The sequence below is a fragment of the Spirosoma sp. KNUC1025 genome, assembly GCF_045160025.1.
Taxonomy (GTDB): domain Bacteria; phylum Bacteroidota; class Bacteroidia; order Cytophagales; family Spirosomataceae; genus Spirosoma.
The window spans coordinates 3,588,367-3,607,296 of the sequence record NZ_CP087139.1; the positions used below are offsets into that span (position 1 = coordinate 3,588,367).

At 48.0% G+C, this 18,930-nt stretch carries 21 protein-coding genes and 1 pseudogene; 11 read left to right on the plus strand and 11 right to left on the minus strand.

The genetic code is table 11. The features are described 5' to 3' along the window. Positions 1–3: 3 nt before the first annotated feature. Positions 4–1,854: an OstA-like protein gene (locus tag LN737_RS15650; protein ID WP_405510722.1), complete on the minus strand. Its 1,851-nt coding sequence runs from the start codon at positions 1,852–1,854 to the stop codon at positions 4–6. A 36-nt stretch (positions 1,855–1,890) separates the two neighbouring features. Here LN737_RS15650 and tilS point away from each other — a divergent pair, with 36 nt between their 5' ends. Further along, positions 1,891–3,225, plus strand: a complete 1,335-nt coding sequence (tilS, locus tag LN737_RS15655; protein WP_405510723.1) for a tRNA lysidine(34) synthetase TilS — start codon at positions 1,891–1,893, stop codon at positions 3,223–3,225. 62 nt (positions 3,226–3,287) lie between these two features. Here the strand turns inward: tilS and LN737_RS15660 are convergent, their stop codons facing one another. The 7 genes from LN737_RS15660 to LN737_RS15690 all read right to left on the minus strand — a co-directional run bounded on the left by LN737_RS15660 (position 3,288) and on the right by LN737_RS15690 (position 8,882). Next, entirely contained in the window at positions 3,288–3,476 is a 189-nt protein-coding gene (locus LN737_RS15660) for a hypothetical protein (RefSeq protein ID WP_405510724.1), read from the minus strand. Between the two features lie 105 nt (positions 3,477–3,581). Further along, positions 3,582–4,094 (minus strand): DinB family protein, encoded by a 513-nt coding sequence (locus LN737_RS15665; RefSeq protein WP_405510725.1) that lies wholly within the window; start codon positions 4,092–4,094, stop codon positions 3,582–3,584. A gap of 9 nt (positions 4,095–4,103) precedes the next feature. Next, the gene (locus LN737_RS15670; RefSeq protein ID WP_405510726.1) at positions 4,104–4,892 is read right to left on the minus strand and encodes a glucose 1-dehydrogenase; all 789 of its coding nucleotides are present in this window, start codon (positions 4,890–4,892) and stop codon (positions 4,104–4,106) included. A 26-nt stretch (positions 4,893–4,918) separates the two neighbouring features. Then, positions 4,919–6,115 (minus strand): hypothetical protein, encoded by a 1,197-nt coding sequence (locus tag LN737_RS15675; protein WP_405510727.1) that lies wholly within the window; start codon positions 6,113–6,115, stop codon positions 4,919–4,921. Between the two features lie 84 nt (positions 6,116–6,199). Then, entirely contained in the window at positions 6,200–7,051 is an 852-nt protein-coding gene (locus tag LN737_RS15680) for a type 1 glutamine amidotransferase (protein WP_405510728.1), read from the minus strand. A gap of 71 nt (positions 7,052–7,122) precedes the next feature. Next, positions 7,123–8,223: a carboxylate-amine ligase gene (locus tag LN737_RS15685; RefSeq protein ID WP_405510729.1), complete on the minus strand. Its 1,101-nt coding sequence runs from the start codon at positions 8,221–8,223 to the stop codon at positions 7,123–7,125. A gap of 191 nt (positions 8,224–8,414) precedes the next feature. Continuing rightward, complete coding sequence (locus LN737_RS15690) at positions 8,415–8,882, minus strand: hypothetical protein (protein WP_405510730.1); 468 nt, start codon at positions 8,880–8,882, stop codon at positions 8,415–8,417. A gap of 117 nt (positions 8,883–8,999) precedes the next feature. On the opposite strand from LN737_RS15690, the gene LN737_RS15695 reads away from it, so the two are divergent. The 4 genes and pseudogenes from LN737_RS15695 to LN737_RS15710 all read left to right on the plus strand — a co-directional run bounded on the left by LN737_RS15695 (position 9,000) and on the right by LN737_RS15710 (position 10,662). Next, positions 9,000–9,257 (plus strand): hypothetical protein, encoded by a 258-nt coding sequence (locus tag LN737_RS15695; protein WP_405510731.1) that lies wholly within the window; start codon positions 9,000–9,002, stop codon positions 9,255–9,257. A 262-nt stretch (positions 9,258–9,519) separates the two neighbouring features. After that, complete coding sequence (locus tag LN737_RS15700; protein ID WP_405510733.1) at positions 9,520–9,759, plus strand: hypothetical protein; 240 nt, start codon at positions 9,520–9,522, stop codon at positions 9,757–9,759. A gap of 12 nt (positions 9,760–9,771) precedes the next feature. After that, positions 9,772–10,325: pseudogene (locus LN737_RS15705) on the plus strand (RNA polymerase sigma factor). 4 nt (positions 10,326–10,329) lie between these two features. Beyond that, complete coding sequence (locus LN737_RS15710) at positions 10,330–10,662, plus strand: hypothetical protein (protein WP_405510734.1); 333 nt, start codon at positions 10,330–10,332, stop codon at positions 10,660–10,662. A 174-nt stretch (positions 10,663–10,836) separates the two neighbouring features. Here LN737_RS15710 and LN737_RS15715 read toward each other — a convergent pair whose 3' ends face one another. Then, a complete protein-coding gene (locus LN737_RS15715; protein ID WP_405510735.1) occupies positions 10,837–11,817 on the minus strand; it encodes a lipid A deacylase LpxR family protein in 981 nt (326 codons plus the stop codon). Between the two features lie 299 nt (positions 11,818–12,116). Between LN737_RS15715 and LN737_RS15720 the strand changes: the two genes are divergently transcribed. Next, positions 12,117–12,767 carry an HAD hydrolase-like protein gene (locus LN737_RS15720; protein ID WP_405510736.1) on the plus strand — a complete coding sequence of 217 codons (651 nt, stop codon included), beginning with the start codon at positions 12,117–12,119 and terminating at the stop codon, positions 12,765–12,767. A 56-nt stretch (positions 12,768–12,823) separates the two neighbouring features. Here LN737_RS15720 and LN737_RS15725 read toward each other — a convergent pair whose 3' ends face one another. Beyond that, positions 12,824–13,768 carry an NAD(P)-dependent alcohol dehydrogenase gene (locus LN737_RS15725; RefSeq protein ID WP_405510737.1) on the minus strand — a complete coding sequence of 315 codons (945 nt, stop codon included), beginning with the start codon at positions 13,766–13,768 and terminating at the stop codon, positions 12,824–12,826. Between the two features lie 175 nt (positions 13,769–13,943). Here LN737_RS15725 and LN737_RS15730 point away from each other — a divergent pair, with 175 nt between their 5' ends. From LN737_RS15730 to LN737_RS15750, 5 genes are all read left to right on the plus strand, one after another. Beyond that, the gene (locus LN737_RS15730) at positions 13,944–14,216 is read left to right on the plus strand and encodes a hypothetical protein (protein ID WP_405510738.1); all 273 of its coding nucleotides are present in this window, start codon (positions 13,944–13,946) and stop codon (positions 14,214–14,216) included. A 174-nt stretch (positions 14,217–14,390) separates the two neighbouring features. Next, positions 14,391–14,720 carry a hypothetical protein gene (locus LN737_RS15735; protein WP_405510739.1) on the plus strand — a complete coding sequence of 110 codons (330 nt, stop codon included), beginning with the start codon at positions 14,391–14,393 and terminating at the stop codon, positions 14,718–14,720. Positions 14,721–14,733: 13 nt separating this feature from the next. After that, entirely contained in the window at positions 14,734–14,973 is a 240-nt protein-coding gene (locus LN737_RS15740) for a hypothetical protein (RefSeq protein WP_405510740.1), read from the plus strand. Between the two features lie 146 nt (positions 14,974–15,119). Beyond that, positions 15,120–16,025 (plus strand): glycerophosphodiester phosphodiesterase family protein, encoded by a 906-nt coding sequence (locus tag LN737_RS15745; RefSeq protein ID WP_405510741.1) that lies wholly within the window; start codon positions 15,120–15,122, stop codon positions 16,023–16,025. Positions 16,026–16,121: 96 nt separating this feature from the next. Beyond that, entirely contained in the window at positions 16,122–17,150 is a 1,029-nt protein-coding gene (locus LN737_RS15750) for a glycerophosphodiester phosphodiesterase (protein ID WP_405510742.1), read from the plus strand. A 148-nt stretch (positions 17,151–17,298) separates the two neighbouring features. Here LN737_RS15750 and LN737_RS15755 read toward each other — a convergent pair whose 3' ends face one another. Beyond that, positions 17,299–18,930 (minus strand): hypothetical protein, encoded by a 1,632-nt coding sequence (locus tag LN737_RS15755; protein WP_405510743.1) that lies wholly within the window; start codon positions 18,928–18,930, stop codon positions 17,299–17,301.

The following is an 18,930-nucleotide window of genomic DNA, read 5'->3' on the forward strand; positions in this document are numbered from 1 at the left end:
TGTTCATTTAGTATTTCTTTGAACGAGTTTCTTCGCCAATGGTTTAACCGTTGACTTATTTTTTGGCAATTTTTTAGCCAATGGCTGTTCAGCGGGTGGTGTTTCAAGCCATAAAACCTGACCTTTTGTAGGCTTCTCCTGTTCTCGCCAGCGAAAGCCATCTAACTGCTGCACTTCGCCTGTAATTTCTTTGGGTGGAATAAGCTGCGAATCCGGATGCCCATAAAAGCGAATTCGCCCAACCTTATTATCGGCAAATTCAATATTCATACGACTGGATTCGACATGGTTTAACCCAATCACTTTATTTTTTTCGTCGAGTGCGTAATAAATACTCTGCCCGTTGCCTTCCACAATTACCCTATCCAGCGTGGTCTGCTCCTGAAGCTGAGCTGTTGTCGAAGTTGGCGGAGCGGTTTTATTAGTCATTACGCGCTTCTGAGATGAATTCGTTGCAACGGCTGGAAATTTTCCTGAAACGGCTGTAGTTGAGGCTGGTAGGTTAGCTGACGCATTAGTGAGTCCTGATCCAAGCGTATCTGGATTGACCAGCTTCGTAACAAAATAAGCCGTAACCGTTCGGCCTTTTACCTGATTATAATTCTTCAGTGTATCGAGCGAAATAACGAATGATTTGCTTTTCAGATAGAGCGTATTAATTCGATTGTTTTTGAGCAAAGCCCGTATGGAATCGGCTTCCATCTGGTATTTATTCTGGCTCCAGACAATCGGTTTTTTATAAAAATAAAGCGTCGAATCAGCCGTGGTGTAAATGAGCGAATCGCACTTACTTTGTAAGTCAGATTTATAAACAAACACGTTTTTTTGCCCTAAAAAACGACGCGTGTTTGTTTCCTTATTGTCGAACGAAAACAACGTATCGGCCCGTAAATAAAGCGTATCATTTGTAGTTTCGTTGGCCAGACTTTTCGCTACGGCATGGCCCGTAACCCGAGCGATACCGACTTTCCCGTTATAGCGTACATGGTCGCCAAGAATAACCGCTTTCCGGTCTTTAGCCACCATAATTACATTGCCTTTTGCAACACCCAGTTCCGACAGGTTATCGTAATAAAGTGAATCGCCGGTTAGCCGGTATTTAGGCGTTTCTACAGTAGCACGTCGTTGAAAGTTTGAGATACCCGTTACCGTATTATAATCGCCGGCAATAGCGGTTAATATCCCATCTTTATTTTTAATTCGGGTTGGACCCTGGAACGTAGCAATGCGGGTCAGCGAATTATAGAGCAGCGAATCAGCATTGAGTGTTCCTTTTGGATTGACCAGCTGTACGTTCTGGCGGAACGTAAAGAGCTTTGTGCGGGTATCATAAAAACCTTCGCGGCTGGTCAGTACGTTTTCTTTGTCGACAATTCGGCCGGGTACCGGATAATGGGCGATTCCGGAAGTCATATCATAATCAAGCTGGGCTGTTGTCAGGGTCATTTTACGATCACGCATCACTACGTGCCCGCGCAGGTTGGCCTGGCGGGTATTGCCGTAATAATACATAGTGTCGCCCCGAACGGTAATTGTATCGCCCTGAACCAGTCGAACATTGCCATAGGCTTCGATAACATTGGCCGTTACGTTCTGGATAGCGAGATTACAATACATCAATACGCCTTTGTGACGTAACCTGACGTTATTGTGTAACTTTCGCACGGCTTGACCAGGAATGTTGAGGACCACCAGACTGTCAGCGTGAAATAACTCTACTCGGTCGTTTGTACCACTCGCTGCAGACGGTCGGCCGGGCGACGGCGCTCCAACCTGTGCGACTACTTCTGTAGACAGGCATAGCAAACCAACACAAACTAACGCGACAAAAAATCGGGAAACGAAACGAATCATACTGACAAAACTACGGCCTTAGGGTCTTACCGACTATTGGAACGGGATTTTTTAGGATTTATTAACGACAATCACTTATTCGGACCAACCGACCGGGTTTTACTGGCCGTTAGCGGTGGTCTGGATTCGATGGTGATGACCGAACTCGTTCATCGCATTGGTCAGCCGTTTGCTATTGCCCATGTGAATTTTGGGTTGCGGGGCGAAGAGTCCAATGCAGATGCACGTTTTGTTCAGAACAAGGCTGAGCAGTACGGGGTTCCGTTTCACCTAACTCAGGTTGATACGAAGGCTGTGGCTGAGGAGCGAGGGATATCCATTCAGATGGCGGCTCGCGAACTTCGTTACGCATGGTTTCGGCAACTGCTGTCAGAAAATAATTATGCGTGCGTAGCAACGGCGCACCATCTGAATGATGTGCTGGAAACGGTTCTGCTTAATTTCACGCGAGGTACAGGTATTGCTGGCCTCCACGGTATTGCGGTTAATCAGAATCAGGTTGTTCGGCCGCTGCTCTTTGCCTCCCGGGATCAGCTCGTGGCTTATTATGAGGCCAATAAACTGACGCATCGGGAGGATAGCTCCAATCCGGAAGACAAATACGCCCGCAACCGTATTCGTCATCATGTAGTGCCGGTATTGACAGAGCTGAATCCGGCGCTTTGGCAAACGTTTCCCCGAACAGTTGATCGGTTACGGGCTGCTGAAACACTCCTGCGGACAGAACTTGAACGATCCTGGCAGGAAATCAGCGAGCCATGGGGCGAACAGACTCTGCTACGTTCCGACAAGCTCTTAAGTCTGTCTGAATTGCCGTTTCGACTGTCCGAATGGCTAAAACCCTTTGGTTTTATGGTCGATCAGGTGGAGCAGATGACAAATGCGCTTACCCAATCCGTTGGACAGCAGTTTCTATCGCCGACCCACCGAATCATACACGAACGTAACGGGTTAGTTTTAGAGCCATTACGCCTAGCACCTGATTATGAAATCAGACTGACCGACTGGCCCAGTGCAGCTATAAACGTAACGGGACACTTCGCACTGGCTGTTCAGTTGATCGACAAACCTGACAACATCCCGACAAATCCGGCAGTAGCGTGTCTGGACGCTGATAAATTGACGTTCCCAATTACCATTCGACCTTGGCGGCAGGGTGACCGCTTCCGGCCGCTGGGTTTGAACGGGCATAAATTAGTCAGCGATTTATTAAATGACCTCAAACTGAGTCGTTCTGAACGCGAGCGAACGGCGGTCCTTCTTTCGGGCGATTCGATTGCCTGGGTCATTGGCCGACGTATCGATCACCGCTTCCGCATTACACCGACCACGCAGCGAGTGTGTCAGCTCACACTTCTGAACAGGTTATAAATAATGATTCATGAAAAAAGGGACTTGTTGTTCACAAGTCCCTTTTTTCATGAATCATTATCCTATGAGTTCTTCACGTGTTTTTTATGAACCGACGAAGTTGTTTTAGTCGTCGCTTTTGTTGCAGGCATACTTTTCTTTACCGTCGTGGTTGTTTTACTGACGGGCTTATCCTGTGACGGTGAATTGGCAAACGTAGCAGTACCGGAAAGGGAGGCTATAGCTAGAATAGCCAGAATTGACTTTTTCATCGTATATAAGAATGGTTTAGTGAAAAACCCGCACCCGTTGCAGGTTTTCAAATGAAAAATCGGCTGGCTAAATGAACCGCCGATAAACCATAACTTAAATACGTATTAAAGTGTTAGTGCGCGTACCGTCACAGAAAGCTGACCTACGTGACGCATGGTGTGTTCGGCGGCATGAACCAGCAAACCAATGACCGTAGAGGGTAACTTTGCCCGACCAACTCCCCGCGCTTCGGTAAGTGTCAGCTCATCGGTAGTACGTAGTTGAGTTAATGCACGGTCGACCTGTTCGCCAAAACGATGAACAAGCTCCTGAGCTGATGGAGTTGGCTGATCAGAATTTCCTTCGGAGGCTAACGCAACCAGTTGAACAGGAGAGAGTGCTTCATTGCGTGCGTACGTAAACGTCCGGTCGAGTACGCCCGTCAGATGTTGCAGATGAAAACCCACCGACGCTACGTTGTTCGGGCGGTCCCAGAGTCGGTCTTCGGGGAAATCCTGCATCAACGCCATTACTTCTTCGCGAGCTTGTAAAAGCGCATGAGCCACTGGTTGTAGCAGGGGCGGTACGTCGGAAAGGGGACCACGGAGCCATACTTCGCGAGATTCTAAGGGAGGCATAAACTGAAATTAGATGATCGTTCCGCCATCGGCATAAAACAAACTTCCTGTGCTGTAGGATGAAGCAGTAGACGCCAGATAAAGAGCCAGCGGACTGATTTCGTCGGTTGTACCCATGCGGGCAATAGGCAGGCGACTGGTAAAATGATCCAGTATTTTTTCGTTCTGCCAAAGCGCCTGGCTGAATTTGGTTTTGATCAGGCCGGGGCATATGGCATTTACCCGGATGCCATCGGGGCCCCACTCTTTGGCAAGCACTTTCGTGAGCATATTCAACGATGCCTTGCTAACACTGTATATGCCAAGTCCGGGATCGGGCGTGTGACCGGCAATACTGCTCATCATGATGATGCTGCCGCCCCCGCGAGCTTTCATGCTCGGATAGCACAACTTGCTTAGCTCAAACGGTGCCTTTACGTTAGCCTGCATGATTTTGTCGAAGGCCGCACCGTCGCAGTCGATGGAAGGGCCAAAAACAGGATTTGAAGCCGCATTATTAACGAGAATATCAATACCACCGTACGTTTCGATTGTTTTGTCGACCAATCGCTGAAGCTGTTCCGAATCGCCTACGTGAGCAGCGATTCCGGTCGCGTTGCCGCCTAGCTTCCTGATATCGTTGGCAAGCGCATCGCAGGCATCCTGTTTCCGGCTGCTCACGATCACACTGGCACCAAAGCGGGCAAACAGACGCGCGATGTCTTCACCAATGCCTTTACTGGCGCCGGTGACAATCGCTACTTTGCCGGTCAGGTCAAACAGAGCTTTCCCGGCTTCCGACGCTGATTGATTTTCCATACATTAGTTAAGGGAAAATAAGCCGCTTATTTTTCAAAAAAACACACCGAACCGCCCACCCAGTCCTTGTTTTTATTGAAATTGACACCAATCATTTCGCCCCGGCTCAAACGGCTGAGATTAGTAAGAAGCGTTGGTTTCGCATCCGGTTTCGGCCAGATAAACAGCATCCGGATTTCGCATTTGACAAGGCCATCGGGCGACTGAATAACCGGCTCATATTTGACCTTGCGCTGAAGCAGATAGCCAGTACGTTGCTCAACCGGAATGGCATCGAGATCGGCAGCGGTTATGTTTAATTTGACGCCACTACCCGCAAAGGAAAACAGCGGTTTTAATACGTAGTTTTCCAGGTCGGCCGGGTATTCGTTCAGTTCTGACAAATAATAACTGGTTGGTACGTAAGGGCTTTTCAGCAACGGCAGCGTGTATTTACTGATTCTGAAAAACCAGTTTGGATGCCCAACCCATTCCACATCAACATCGTCGGTGAGTTGAAAGTCCGTTTTAAGGTCCGGAAAATTCTGTAAGTCGTCGAAAATCAGACGGTTGTAAATACGCTTAATGCGAACCTGCCGTCCGTCTTTCTCGTAAAACAAAGTCCGCCCGTCTTTCCGGATTTTGGTGATACACACCGGCCCGACACCCGTATATTTTTCCGTTAGCACGAAGTCAATACGTGTTTTCTGTTTTTCCGGATAAATTTCCAGAAGAATTACCTGTTCTGGCTGGCAGTCACCCACCAGCATGTCGCGAAGGCGTTCCAGATACGACGCGTTTGTACCGACATTGAAAAGATGGGATAGGTTAGCCGGAACTGGGTACGTAGCACTAAATAAGTCTGCTACGTAGGGCTGAAACCCGTAAAGTGACGGAAACCCTTGTAGTTCAATTAGTTGAGGGAGTAGCTCGCCAGACTCATCGGTACAAACGGCAAAGTCGACCGCCAGAAACTGCGTATGGTTATCCTCATTCGGTACGCGCTGCCCCACTGGAATCGCCTGCTCTGTAAGTACCTTAAAATCGTCGCGGGTGATTACGCTGATAATGTCATCGCAAGCCTGCAACAGTTTGTCCGTCAGTACTTTCGGAACAAAAACTGGCGTTTCGGCCACTCGAAAATCTAGTTGGCCGGGAAAATCAGCTTCAATTTTATCCAAAAAAGCCCGGTAGCGTTCCGGGCTAAAAGCTTGGTTGTAGGCTTGACGAACGGGTTGAATCATAGTTTTTTGACGACAGGATTAACAGGAAAGACGTATCAAAAGTTGAGTCTACATCCGGTGTTCCCTATTAATCCTGTCAAAAAATTAGTTCTGTTCAATAAACTGTTCAGATGGAACCAGGGCAGAAATCGCCTGATGCAGAAAACCGGGTAGAATAACCGATTCTGTCAAGGCGATTTTATCGGGGTCCTGCAAATAAGCCACCATGTCATCGTATTTGGACTGCCCAAAATTCTCGACAATCTGGTTTCGCTTTTCCTCTTTCATGAAGTAACGTAGCATCCCTTCGTTGTCTGCTTCGGGATGGAACTGCGTGCCGATGATTTCGGGCGAAAAACGTATGGCCATAACGGCCCGGTCGAGGGGAACATGAGGCCGGATTTTTTCGAGGCATAAAATGCTCGCACCCAGCTCGTCGATCTGCTCCAGATTCGGTTCCGTAATTTGGTAATCCCGCGAATCGACGGCGTAAAAGGGATCAGGAAGCCCTTTCAGCAACGGCTCAGAATAACCCTCATCGGTTTTATGAACGGGAAAAATTCCAAATGACGTCGACTTCCGACGGCTGAGTATCGCCAGTTCCAGATGGCGAACCACCAGTTGAAACGAATGACAAATCAGAAAGACGAATTTTTTCTGCTCGTTGTGCTGATTCCAGGAAAAAAGCTGGTCGATCAGCGCAAAATAAGGTTGTTCCCAAGGGTCATCCGACTCCAGAGGGCTACCGGGACCGCCCGACGAAATATAGATGTCGTAACTCAGGTCCGGAATTTCGGTCTCGGCCCGAACGTTAAATACGTCAAACGCGATCTCCGCGTGTTGGTTGGCCAGCTGGTGGCTGCCCTGTACATTCCGGATGATCTGAAGAATGCATCGCATACCTTCATTGGCATGCCCATTGTTCATATCAAGAACGGCGATTTTTATCAAACTCATAGGTGTAAGTCGGCCGGAGAGCCGAAGCAATATATAGAAATAGCGGCTTTCCAGCCGCTGTATTCAAAAAACTACAGGACTCCCAAAGAAGTTTCCTCGACAATGTAATCAACAACGCGTTTTAAGTCGTTATGCTGCTGGAAAACAGCCAACTGGCGATCAGCTCCGGTACCCATTTCGAGAATTTTCAGGACGTACTCGCACTCTGCCCGGCTTCCCAATTCATCCACTACGTCGTCGATGAAGTTGAGCAGTTCGTGGATCAGATGATGCGTTGGCACTTCTTCCTGCTTTCCGAAATCAATTAATTTGCCTTCAATGCCGTACCGAGCCGCCCGCCATTTGTTTTCGTTGATCAGAATACGCCGGTAGGGGCGGAAGTTCAGGTTTTGTTTATGTAGTTTATAAATCTTGGCAACCAGCGCCTGCATGATAGCTGCCAGACAGAGCGTTTCGTCGATCCGCATCGGTACGTCGCAGATACGGAACTCGATGGTGTCGAAAAAAGGATGCAGCCGGATGTCCCACCAGATCTTTTTACCATTGTCAATGCAGCCTGTTTTGACCAACAGATTGATATATTCGTCGTATTCGGCAGCTGACGAGAAGAAATCGGGAATGCCTGTACGAGGAAACTTATCAAAGACTTTGGACCGGTACGATTTGAAGCCCGTGTTACGTCCCCGCCAGAAGGGTGAGTTTGTCGAAAGGGCGTAAATATGCGGCAGGAAATACCGCACGGCGTTCATAATCTGAATGCCTTCGTTCCGACTTTCGATGCCCACGTGTACGTGTAATCCAAAAATCAGGTTTGAACGGGCCACGTCGCGTAGTTCTTCAATAAGCCGGTCATACCGTTCATTGGGCGTAATAAGCTGATCCTGCCAGTCTGAAAAAGGATGAGTGCCAGCCGCTGCAATCTTAAGATTCTGCTTGTCGGCCAGTTCGATAATCATTTTTCGAAGGTAAGTCACCTCCTGACGGGCATCCTGAATGTTGTTGCAGATGTTGGTGCCAACTTCCACCACAGCCTGGTGCATTTCAGCCTTGACACGTTCGTGCAGGACAATCTGGCCCCCATCAACAATCTTGGACATGTGCGAACGTAACTCGCCCGAGCTTGGGTCAATCGTTTGGAATTCTTCTTCTATTCCGAGAGTGAATACGGGCATCGACGTTATGATTTAGAAAAAATGTAGTCGGTTGTCAGTTAAGAAACGAAGGGGTAAGATAATAGTTTTTAGATAGACGCGCTACGCACCGGATCGTCATTCATTTTTTTGTTAATCCCTTTATGTGGCCTTAAGAAGCCAGGAAGAAACAAAATGACTTGAATTGACAAGTCGGTAATCCACCGGCTGAGTCACAGAATCGGGATCAGCTTGAAGGTTCGATCGAGTGCATACCGAATGGTGTCGACAGTTTTGGTGTTACCAATCGTTACGTCGACATAAGTCCGGGAGTAATAATAGACTTTGGGGTCCTGCCATCTGTTCGTAATCTGTAACGTAGTCAGCGAGTCCAGCTTCGTGTAATAATCAACTGAGTCGGTATAGGCTTTCGCTCTGGCACCTGCCGACTTTTGTAGGGTCAGAAAGTGAGCAATCTTGCGAGCGTATTCGGCTTTACTGAGCGTATCGATCTGCCCGGCACCGATCATATCAAAGCCAGTCGTTTTTAACTCGTGGATATCTATGTCCTTATTTGCTCTCGAAGCTGCCTTTTCCAGATAGGTGCGGATACCCTCGTCAATGTTGCCACAAATCTTTTCCTTGCTGGGCGCACAGGCAACCAACACACAGAAAATAGCAACAAGGGGAATGTGTTTCATAAACGGGGATTTAATGTCAAATTCTAAAATAACCCGTGGAAGATACGGCTTTTCCGAAAACCGGATGGCGTACAGATGGTTTTCCTGAAGAATAGACCATTTAAACGTAGAATGTGTATGCAAACGGAACGTGAGAAAAAACTGATTACAAAATATTGGCTTTTCGGAGGTGGAGGGGCTATGTTGCTGGGAAGTGGTTTGGCCGTGTTGTTGCACGGGTCGAAACTCAAAGAGATTAACGCCGACTCCTGGTTCTGGGTGAGTACGGGTGGATTCGCGCTGATCATGTCGGGGCTGGGCTTCATTGGTGATGCCAATCGGTTCAGAACATTGGCCGACGTACTGCGCGAACTGGATGAACGTAGTAAAACGTAGCAGCAGGACTGTGGGTGATCGTATTCGCTTTTTTTGTTGTTGAAATACGTATAGTTTTGAGCGATAGATCATTAAACGTATGGCACAGAAAACGCAGCCTGAAAACCAGTCGAAGCCAGCAACGAACGGGCCGTTGCCTGAGCACGCCAGATGATTGCCAGAAAACGCGCTGAATAAAAGCGGATGGTGGAAGCGTATAAAACGAACTATAAAGTGCAGGCAGCTTTGGCCAAGCTTCGCGAGAAAAGTGCAACATTGAAGTATGACGCCAGTACTCTATAAGTTTCTCTCTGACGAAGACGAGCCGAATGTAGTTGATTTAGTGATCCGAATGATTGTCAATGCCAGTGGTAACCGAACACCGTCCGACCCACGTATAACGGCTACGGTAGCCGAAATTTACCTGACATCGCTCATCATGCGACATCATAACCCGAACAAAGTCAGGATTTCTGAAGCCTTCGACCGTCTGACATCGGGCGTGGATGACGAAAAGCTCTAACTGGTGCTGCACATGGCTGAACCACCCAAACGAACAATAATCGAGACAGTTAAGCAGTACGGAAGCCGACTGTCTCGGTTTATTCGTGGGCAGGTCAGATCCGACGAAGATGCCGAAGATATCTTGCAGGATGTCTGGTATCAACTTAGCCGGGTGGTTGATCTCGACGGTATCGAAAGCATTAGCGGATGGCTGTTTCAGGTGGCCCGCAACCGAATAACTGATACATACCGCCGGAAAAAGAAGACAGCCTGTCGGACCTGTCGTTTGATGAGGATGAAGATAGTAATGTCAGTTTTCGGGAAATTTTGCTGGCCGATGCCCAAACACCCGAGGATCAGTTTTTTAAGGATTTATTCTGGGAAGAATTGATGCGGGCGCTGGACGAACTACCCGAAAATCAGCGCAGTGTATTTGTTCAGAACGAACTGGAAGATCGGACTTTACAGGAGATTGCCGATGAAACGGGCGAAAACCTGAAAACGATTATTTCAAGAAAACGATACGCTGTTCAGCACCTTCGCAAGCGACTCAAAACCCTTTACGACGAACTCGATAAACTTTAAGACCATGAGAACACCTTACGGACGAAGACGATTTGGCTTTTTTCCGATGCTTATCTTACTGGCACTGGCGTTCATTACTTACGTAGTGTACTGGCTCTGGAACAACGTATTGGTAGCGGTTGTGCCGGTGAAAGCCGTAACGTACTGGCAGGCAATGGGTATACTGGTTCTATCGCGGATTTTGTTTGGTGGGTTCAAATTTGGCAGGCCTTCGGGTGGGCCTTCTTTTGGGGCGGGCGCACACTGGCGTGAGAAATGGCGCCAGATGAACGATGAAGACCGGGCGAAGTTCAGAAGTGAATGGCACCGTCGCTGGCGCGGTGAAAACAAACCCTGATAAGGCTGGTGCTGTAACCGCGTTTGAAAACCGGAAATGCTGGGTTACGTTGCCAACTCGAGCAAATTGCTTCATCTGACAGCCAACATATTGATTGGTGCAGACGATCTTCATAAAATGCCCACGGCTTTTCAAAAATGGCAATTCCAGTACGTTCTTATGCAAATTAATCGGCTAGTGGTTTTGATGACCGAAACGAAAGGAGGTTGCCAGACTAACATAGTTTTCTGGCTGACGCATACGGGTAGCTTCCCGCCCTTTGAATGAATAAACGACCTGAAACGTCCACCGCGGTAAGGAATAAACAAAGCCAACATCATTCTTATATAGCCAATGCCTGATGGGCGATAAAACAGAACCTGCATTATCGCTGAAAAATCTCCCTTCAACCGTTGCGTTGTAGAGTTGATATTGGTAGGAAGGGTAAAAAAAGACGTACAACTCGTTGGGTTTCCGGGAGGACGACTGATCATTATCAATACGGGCACCGTACAGAGAAGACTGGCCTGTGGCTTCAAAAAGCCCCATCTGAAAGAGCAGTCCTGCTGACACATTGGTAAATGTATTCCCGAGGGTTACCTGAGACGTAGCGTGAATATCCAGCCATTTTCTGCGCCATGATTCAGGTATAAGTTCGTGCCAGTACTGTCCTTGTATATTGATGCCCACTTCATTTTTAACCTGATACTGCCAGCCTTTGGGTAGATCTAATTCAAGTGTTTTATGAATAAAAAACTGTGATTGCTGGGCCAGCGAATTAGGGCCGGTAGTTCCAATCGAAAGCGATGTTTTCAGAACATGGCCTTTTTTGTAGAAAAACGTCATTCCTTTCTCCGCGAATAAATACCCTGCGAATGGCCGGTCAATAAGATCTCTTGATAAGGTTGGTGAGATAACCCCAGGTGTGAATATCATCTGACCCAGTTGATAAGAAGACGTGATTTTAGTGAGCTTACCCGTTTCGCGGATACGTTTGCTGAGCCAGTTCGGTACGTAGTTGAGCGTTAAAAACAAGCCATTTGTATAATACCCGTCATGGAGTTGCAGGCAGTAGTTATCATTATCGGAGGTGACTTTTAGCTCATAAGGATGTTGAGAATGGCCACAACTGCCGTAAAAACACAGGAACAAGGTTAAGATCAGAGAAGGTTTCATACAACGAATCGCTGCATAAGTAATCGATTTTACCCTCATGCTGTTTTGGCTAAAAATTTTCGGGAAGATTCTATAGATACAAAAAGGATTCTGGCCATTGATTTTTAAAAGGGGGTCCAATAGAGAACGACCAATTTCAGGGCCAGTTTACAGCCCTGAACGATCCGATAAGCCCGCTGGCTATTGACAGAATGTATTCTGTTAATGACGATATTGCTGTTCATACGAATTCACTGGATGCGCCTGGTTCCTGATGAGCGTCGGAACAGGTCTGAAAATTACATAGATCACCAATTGCGATGAAGTACAAACTGGTCATTTTTGATTTTGACGGTACCCTGGCCGATTCCTTTCCGTATTTTCTGCATACCGTAAATATCCTGGCAGAGACCTATAAGTTTCCGAAAATTGATACCGAGAACATCGACAAAATGAGGGGCATGGATGCCCGCCAGCTGATGAAAAATGCCAAACTGCCCGCCTGGAAAATACCCCTGATTGCCAGTTCATTTATCCGACTGATGAGCCGGGACATTGACCAGATACAGCTATTTGATGGCATACCCGATATGTTAAAGCAGTTGTCTGATTACGGTGTGCGTTTAGCCGTTGTCAGTTCTAATTCTGAAGCAAATATCCGCCGGGTACTTGGCCCCGAAAGTGCAGCGCTCATTAAGTACTACGGATGCGGGACGTCGCTATTCGGGAAGCAGCACAAATTCAAAAAGGCAATCGAAAAAAGCGGTGTTACGTCTGCCGAAGTTCTTTGCGTTGGCGACGAGATTCGGGACATCGAGGCTGCCAACGAAGCCGCTATGGCGTTTGGGGCCGTTTCCTGGGGCTACACCCGCGTTGATGCGCTGGAGGTCTATCCCGGAATTGAGCTGTTTTATAAGCCCGATGATATCGTACGAACAGTACTTGGTAATAACTTATCGGAAAAGCGGTAAGATTAACCCGAAACGAGTGACTTCATGCTTAGTCTGTTCAATCGTGCTGACGCGGTTTAATCATCAATGAGCTTCACAATGAGTTTCCCTTTTACTTTGCCCGATTCGCTGTAGGCATGCGCCTGAGCCAGTTCGTCCAGTTGGTATGTTCGGTCGATTATTGTCTGAAGTTTTCCGTTGGCCATTTGTTTCAACAGCCAGGTTGCATCTTCCTGACTGAAACTCGTTAGTATTGATTCGGCTTTTTGCGAAGTGAACAGGGTGACGACTTGCTCCAGTATTTGTTTGGGCGATGGAACTGTTGTTACGTAGGTACCGTCTTCTGTCAATACGTGTTTGCAGTCGTCAAAGCTGCTTTTGCCCACCGCATCAAAAATCAGATTGTAGCGCTCCGGTAGTTTGGTAAAGTCGACTGTATTATGATCGATCACATGTTCCGCGCCTAACTGCTGAACTAAAGTAGCGTTGTCGGCACTGCAAACCGCTGTTATCCGACCGCCCAGCAAGCTGGCAATTTGTATGGCAAACGTACCGACACCACCGGAAGCACCATTGATCAGTACGCTGTCGCCAGGGCGAAGATGCCCTTTATCGCGAAGGGCCTGTAAGGCAGTCAGGCCAGCCACAGGGAGAGCGGCAGCCTGCTCAAAACGGACTTCATTGGGAAGTTTAACCACATTTTTCCGTTTAGCCACTGCGTAATCGGCATACCCACCACCCGTAGGACCCAGTGAGGCAATGACCCGGTCGCCAATCTGTAGATCGGTAATCATTAGACCAACTTCCATAACAACACCGGCACACTCACCACCCAGAATCGTAGGGAAATCGTTTGATAAAAGCAGTTTCATGCTGCCGCCCCTGACTTTGGTATCCATCGGGTTAATCCCAGTCGCATGGATATGAATAAGCACATCGTGGGTATCTACCTCTGGTTTAGGCACATCCGTTACGTGCAATTCCTGGCTGGTTCCGTACTGGTTAATAACTGCGGCTCTCATAGCTGATTGGGAATCTTGTTGTTCATGGATAACAAGTCAACCACCTTTTGGGGTTTAGCTATTTTAGTGATTGGTACAGGCCGCCAGTTGAATATTTTCCTGATCGGTCAACAATCGAGCCTCGTATCAATTATTGATGGTGAGTTACGTAGTAGAACAAAACCAGATAACCGCTATGAAAAAGCAAATCAGACAATATGCACCCGATGGTCAAATGACGTCGGGTGGAGCAGGTAATAATCCAGGAGCAATGGGCAACGACGTATCGGTTAGCCAGAAGACGGATGATACGTCAACTGATTCAAATTCGGCGGATGTTAGCGGCCCTAACCGGGATAGCGATGAGGACGATTCCGGTGTATCCAGACGCAAAGAGAACAATGGGTCACTAACCGGAACGGATAAGGATCAAACCGGATCGGGTGAAAATATGGCTACGGAATCCTGAATACATTCGATTGTTACTTCTCCGAAAAAATCCTCGCTGGGTAAATCTGGCGAGGATTTTTTATGCCGGTTATCACCAGATCCAGATAAGTCATCAACTATTTTAAGCCATCATAAAGTAATTTCCCGACTAGCGCGTCATCCTATTTAGAACAACACGTAAACACAACACACAATGAACAACACACTTGTAAGATCAATTCTGGCGGGCCTGCTTATTGGAGCCGCTTTATTTATTATGCCGTTCTTTCTGCTTCGGCTGATCGTCTTTTTCCTGATAATTGGTGCCCTGTTTCGCCTGTTTGGGGGTGGACGCTTCCGGCGGGGTGGCTGGGGAAGGGACCGGGGATTTGGCTATACGCCAGCCTTCACCGACAGGATTCGTCAGATGAGCGACGAAGAATATACCCAGTTTAAGCAACGATACGAGAATGGTCGCTGCGGTGAATATGCAGCTCGTAAATCGACGGAAAATCCGGCAAACGAAACAACAACAAACAGCTAAACAACTGAAACGAATGAGAAATCGCTTAAATCCCTGGGTCGTTGTACTGACGGCGGCCCTTACCTTCGGGAGTCTGATGGCTCTCGTCGGTCCCCGTTCATTTGGCCACCATTGGGGTTATCATGGCTACTACGGTCGCCATGGCTGGTACGGTCACCATGATCGGTATCGGGACGGCGACCGCTATGACGATCGTCGTCCGCACCACCGCGATGATCGGCCACCTGTTCAGCCTGATACCACGGCCTATTAATCGCTCTTATTTTGTGTAGAAGGCAATCCAATAGCGGATTGCCTTTTTGTGTTAGCAAATTATTACGTTTTGCTTCATTCGCAGGGTTCGATAAGTAAGGTCAATTAATTTTCGGCTTAACGTAATGAACTGGCTTCAAGCTTATCATGACCAAACAAATCGTTCTTGTCGCGGCCGTCCTATTGGTTATGGGCGGATTTACGCAGTCTGCGCAAGACCAGCCGCTGTATCGATTGCCCATCAAGACCGTTCAGGACCTTCATGATTTTTTTAGATGGACTGCTCAGAAAAAGCCGATTATTAGTGGGCATCGGGGCGGCATGGTCAAGGGCTTTCCCGAAAATTCGATAGCTACGTTCGAGAATACCCTACTCCATACCCCCGCTTTTTACGAAACTGATCCGCGCCTGACCAAAGACAGTGTCATCGTGCTGATGCACGACGAAACGCTGGACCGGACCACAACGGGCCACGGAAAAGTAAATGATTTCACCTGGGCTGAATTAAAAAAACTGTACCTGAAAGATGCCGATGGCAACGTAACGGATCATCGCATTCCGACCCTGGCTGAAGCTATTGAGTGGGCAAGAGATAAAACCGTGTTGAATCTGGACAAGAAGGACGTACCGTTTCCCATGATTGCGGCTATTATCCGGAAACATAAAGCCGATGCCTTTGTCATGCTCACGGTGCATACCGCAGAGCAAGCCCGTTACTACTACGATGACAACAAAGACCGGATGTTTTCGGCGTTTGTGAAAACGCCACAGGCCATGGCAGAATACGAAAAAGCGGGCATTCCCTGGAGCCACATGATAGCATACATTGGTCCGGATATTAAACCAGATAATCAGGAAATGTATAAACTGCTTCACGCAAAGGGCGTTATGTGCATGATTTCGTCGGCACCTACGTACGATAAACTGAATAACAAATCCGAGCGATTGGCCGCGTATCAGGCTATCATTAAAGATGGAGCCAGCGTGCTGGAATCCGACCTGCCGATTGACGTGGCCGAAGCGTTTCGTTTGTCGGATGTTGTCAAAAAGTAGATGTGTAGATTAAGAATGTTTTATCATTCCAGACAAGCCGCAAGGCACATAGCTCTGTACATTACCTTTGGCGAAATATATTAGCTGAATCTAGTTATGAAATCAAAGCTTGTTACGTTAGTTGCTTCTACCTTTTTCGGAATTATGCCCGCAATGGCTCAAGTATTTCCTTTTTCGCTCACCAGCTATACCTATTCGCCGACTCAATTAACCGTCGGTACGTTACAATCGAAAGGCGCTGTCAGTCGCTATACGTTACAGGGGGCTACTGCAAAGCTATTCACAATAAATAAAGCCAATCAATTAGCCATCAGCGCCGAAGCTGCTCGGACCGACAAACCCTGGTATGACGTAGTTATCGAAGGGAAGACTACAGGTGGCACCCTGCGGGATACGCTGCGGGTAGTAAAAGATTCGTTCATTAAGAATCAGGTGATTGCACACCGGGGCGCCTGGAAGCAGTCAGCCACTACCGAAAATTCGATTACCTCGCTTCAGAATGCGGTCAAGCTGGGTTGCATGGGCAGTGAGTTTGATGTACACATGTCATCGGACTCCGTTTTGTTCGTTAACCACGATCACACCATACAGGGCACAGAAATTGAAAAAACGCCAGCCGCTGAACTGGCGAAAATCAAATTGAGTAACGGTGAAGCATTCCCTACGCTGGAGTCCTATCTGATGGAAGGCATGAAACAGACCCGTACGAAGTTGATTCTGGAAATCAAAACATCCAAACTGGGCAAAGAACGATCACTCGCGCTGACCGAGCGGGTTGTCAACATGGTGCATCACCTGAAAGCACAGGCCTGGGTGGATTACATTGCGTTTGATTACGATGTCTGCAAAAAGGTAAAAGAACTGAGTCCGGAAGCGGCCGTCTCGTACCTGAACGGCGATAAAACTCCGGAGCAGCTTGCTGCCGATCATCTGAACGGATTTGACTACCACCAGAGTGTCATCAAAAAGAACGAAGCCTGGATTCAGGAAGCCAAACAGCGCAAACTCACAACCAACGTCTGGACGGTAAACGATAAAGAGGCTCTGCAATGGTTGCTGGATCAGCATGTTGATTTCATCACAACTAACGAACCCGAATTGCTGCTCACACTCGTACGTCAGTAACGCACTTCCTGGTGTCAGGTTCTTAAACCTGACCAGAGAGGTTTCTCAAAACCTCGTTTATAAGCACTGCTAAGTCAATAGGTTTTGAGAAACCTCACCATCTCGGGTTTGAGAACCCGACACCACGAAACTGTACCACGAAACGCTCCTAAAACTTCGGTTCAACCCAAAGTGCAGTGAAACTGGCAACGAGTAGCAGGAGCCAGGCCCAATCAGGAAGTTTGGCGGTTGATGCCCGATCGGTTTGTCCAGCAAGGGTTTGGTCATGCGAATGGGCCTGGACAAATTGCCCTACGACCTGACTGGCGTGCAAAGGCGCATTCGGTCCATCGACGTATACCGCCAGCGTATCGTGGATAGTTTGCCAGCCCGGTTTACTGAATAAAGAAGTTCCGACTGCCAACTGGTCATTAATCGGCGAATAAGTCAGGGGCAGTGTATCCTGTCCAACCTCAAGAGTACGCAATCGACTCGTTGGATTGTTTAGATAAATCGCGTGCTGAATACCGCTGTAAACAGGAGATTCTACCTGAACGACATTCCTGTCGGCTTGGGATAAGCGCGCCAGAACCGACATCCAGATACGATTGTAGGTAACACTGTCGCCACTGAGCGAAAGCGGATATGTTTCGCTCAGTAAGCTGACACCAACACGACCGTTGGTTTGCTGCACCGCTATCGGAAAGCCCCTTACCGTAAACTGGTTCAGATTATCGGCGAACCGATAGGGGAGGGCTGTTAATCCATTCCCAAGAGGTATCGAAGCTTCATTGGATGTTTTACGAACCTGCCAGCGGCTTCCCGTGGCCTGATTAATCTGCCGGCAGTCGGTTTCCGGATTGGTCAGGTTAATGAACAGCACCGCTTTTCCATCGGTTATCGCTTTTCGGACCGTTACGTTGTTAGCATTTGCGGGTTCGGTAATGATCAGGTCCGGCACTGTTTTTCCCGCCGATTTTCCGACTTTATTGATGCTGACGTTACTGGTGATTTCTTTGGAAAGTGTCGCCGATACCAGAACCGTATGGCCGTGTTTTCCTAGCCAGTCGGCCAGTGTTTTACTCTCAAAATCAGGGCTGTTCAGTAAAAATTGAACTGTAAGTGGTTGAGTGGGGCGTGTGAAAAAGCGAATTGTATCGATTGTGTTCTGACCCAATGCCAGTTCTGCCTGACTACGCCCCTGGCTAAAAGCTGGAAAGTGAAGAGAAAACGAATTATTGCCTTCGTGCAGCGCGACGCTGTCCAATGTTTTGTTGCCGAATCGGAGACGTAGCGTATGATCCGTGGATGACAAAACACGCCCCGTTACGTGCTGAATTTCACCTTGCCGCACAAAACCTTTCCAGCAGATATCCTGCAATTGATCCGGCTGGTCGTAGGGAATCCATTGCAGACTGGCGTTGCTGAGTTGGGTAAGGGTTTGAGTTGGGAAATTCTGGCCAACGAGCGTAACGGAGTCGTAATCCGGTTTGAAAGCACGGCTGGTAAAACTCTCCTGAACACGTAGGCTGTCTTTCAGTTTAGTCGCAACGGCAGACGGTACGTTATCCGCAACCAGCAACGCATGGCTGGATGGCTTGAAAACAGGCCACTGAATTTGCAGAAAATAGCCAGCAAGCACCAGCCAGAGCAATACGTTCAGGCCCGCCCGGAGCCATTTGCGACTGTTCGGCAGCGATGGATTGCGGGCAATGAGCCAAAGTTGCCCGATCAATAAGATCAGTAACGTAATGGCAATGAGCCAGTTGATTGAATTCGTCCAGTCGATGGTGGTTTGCAT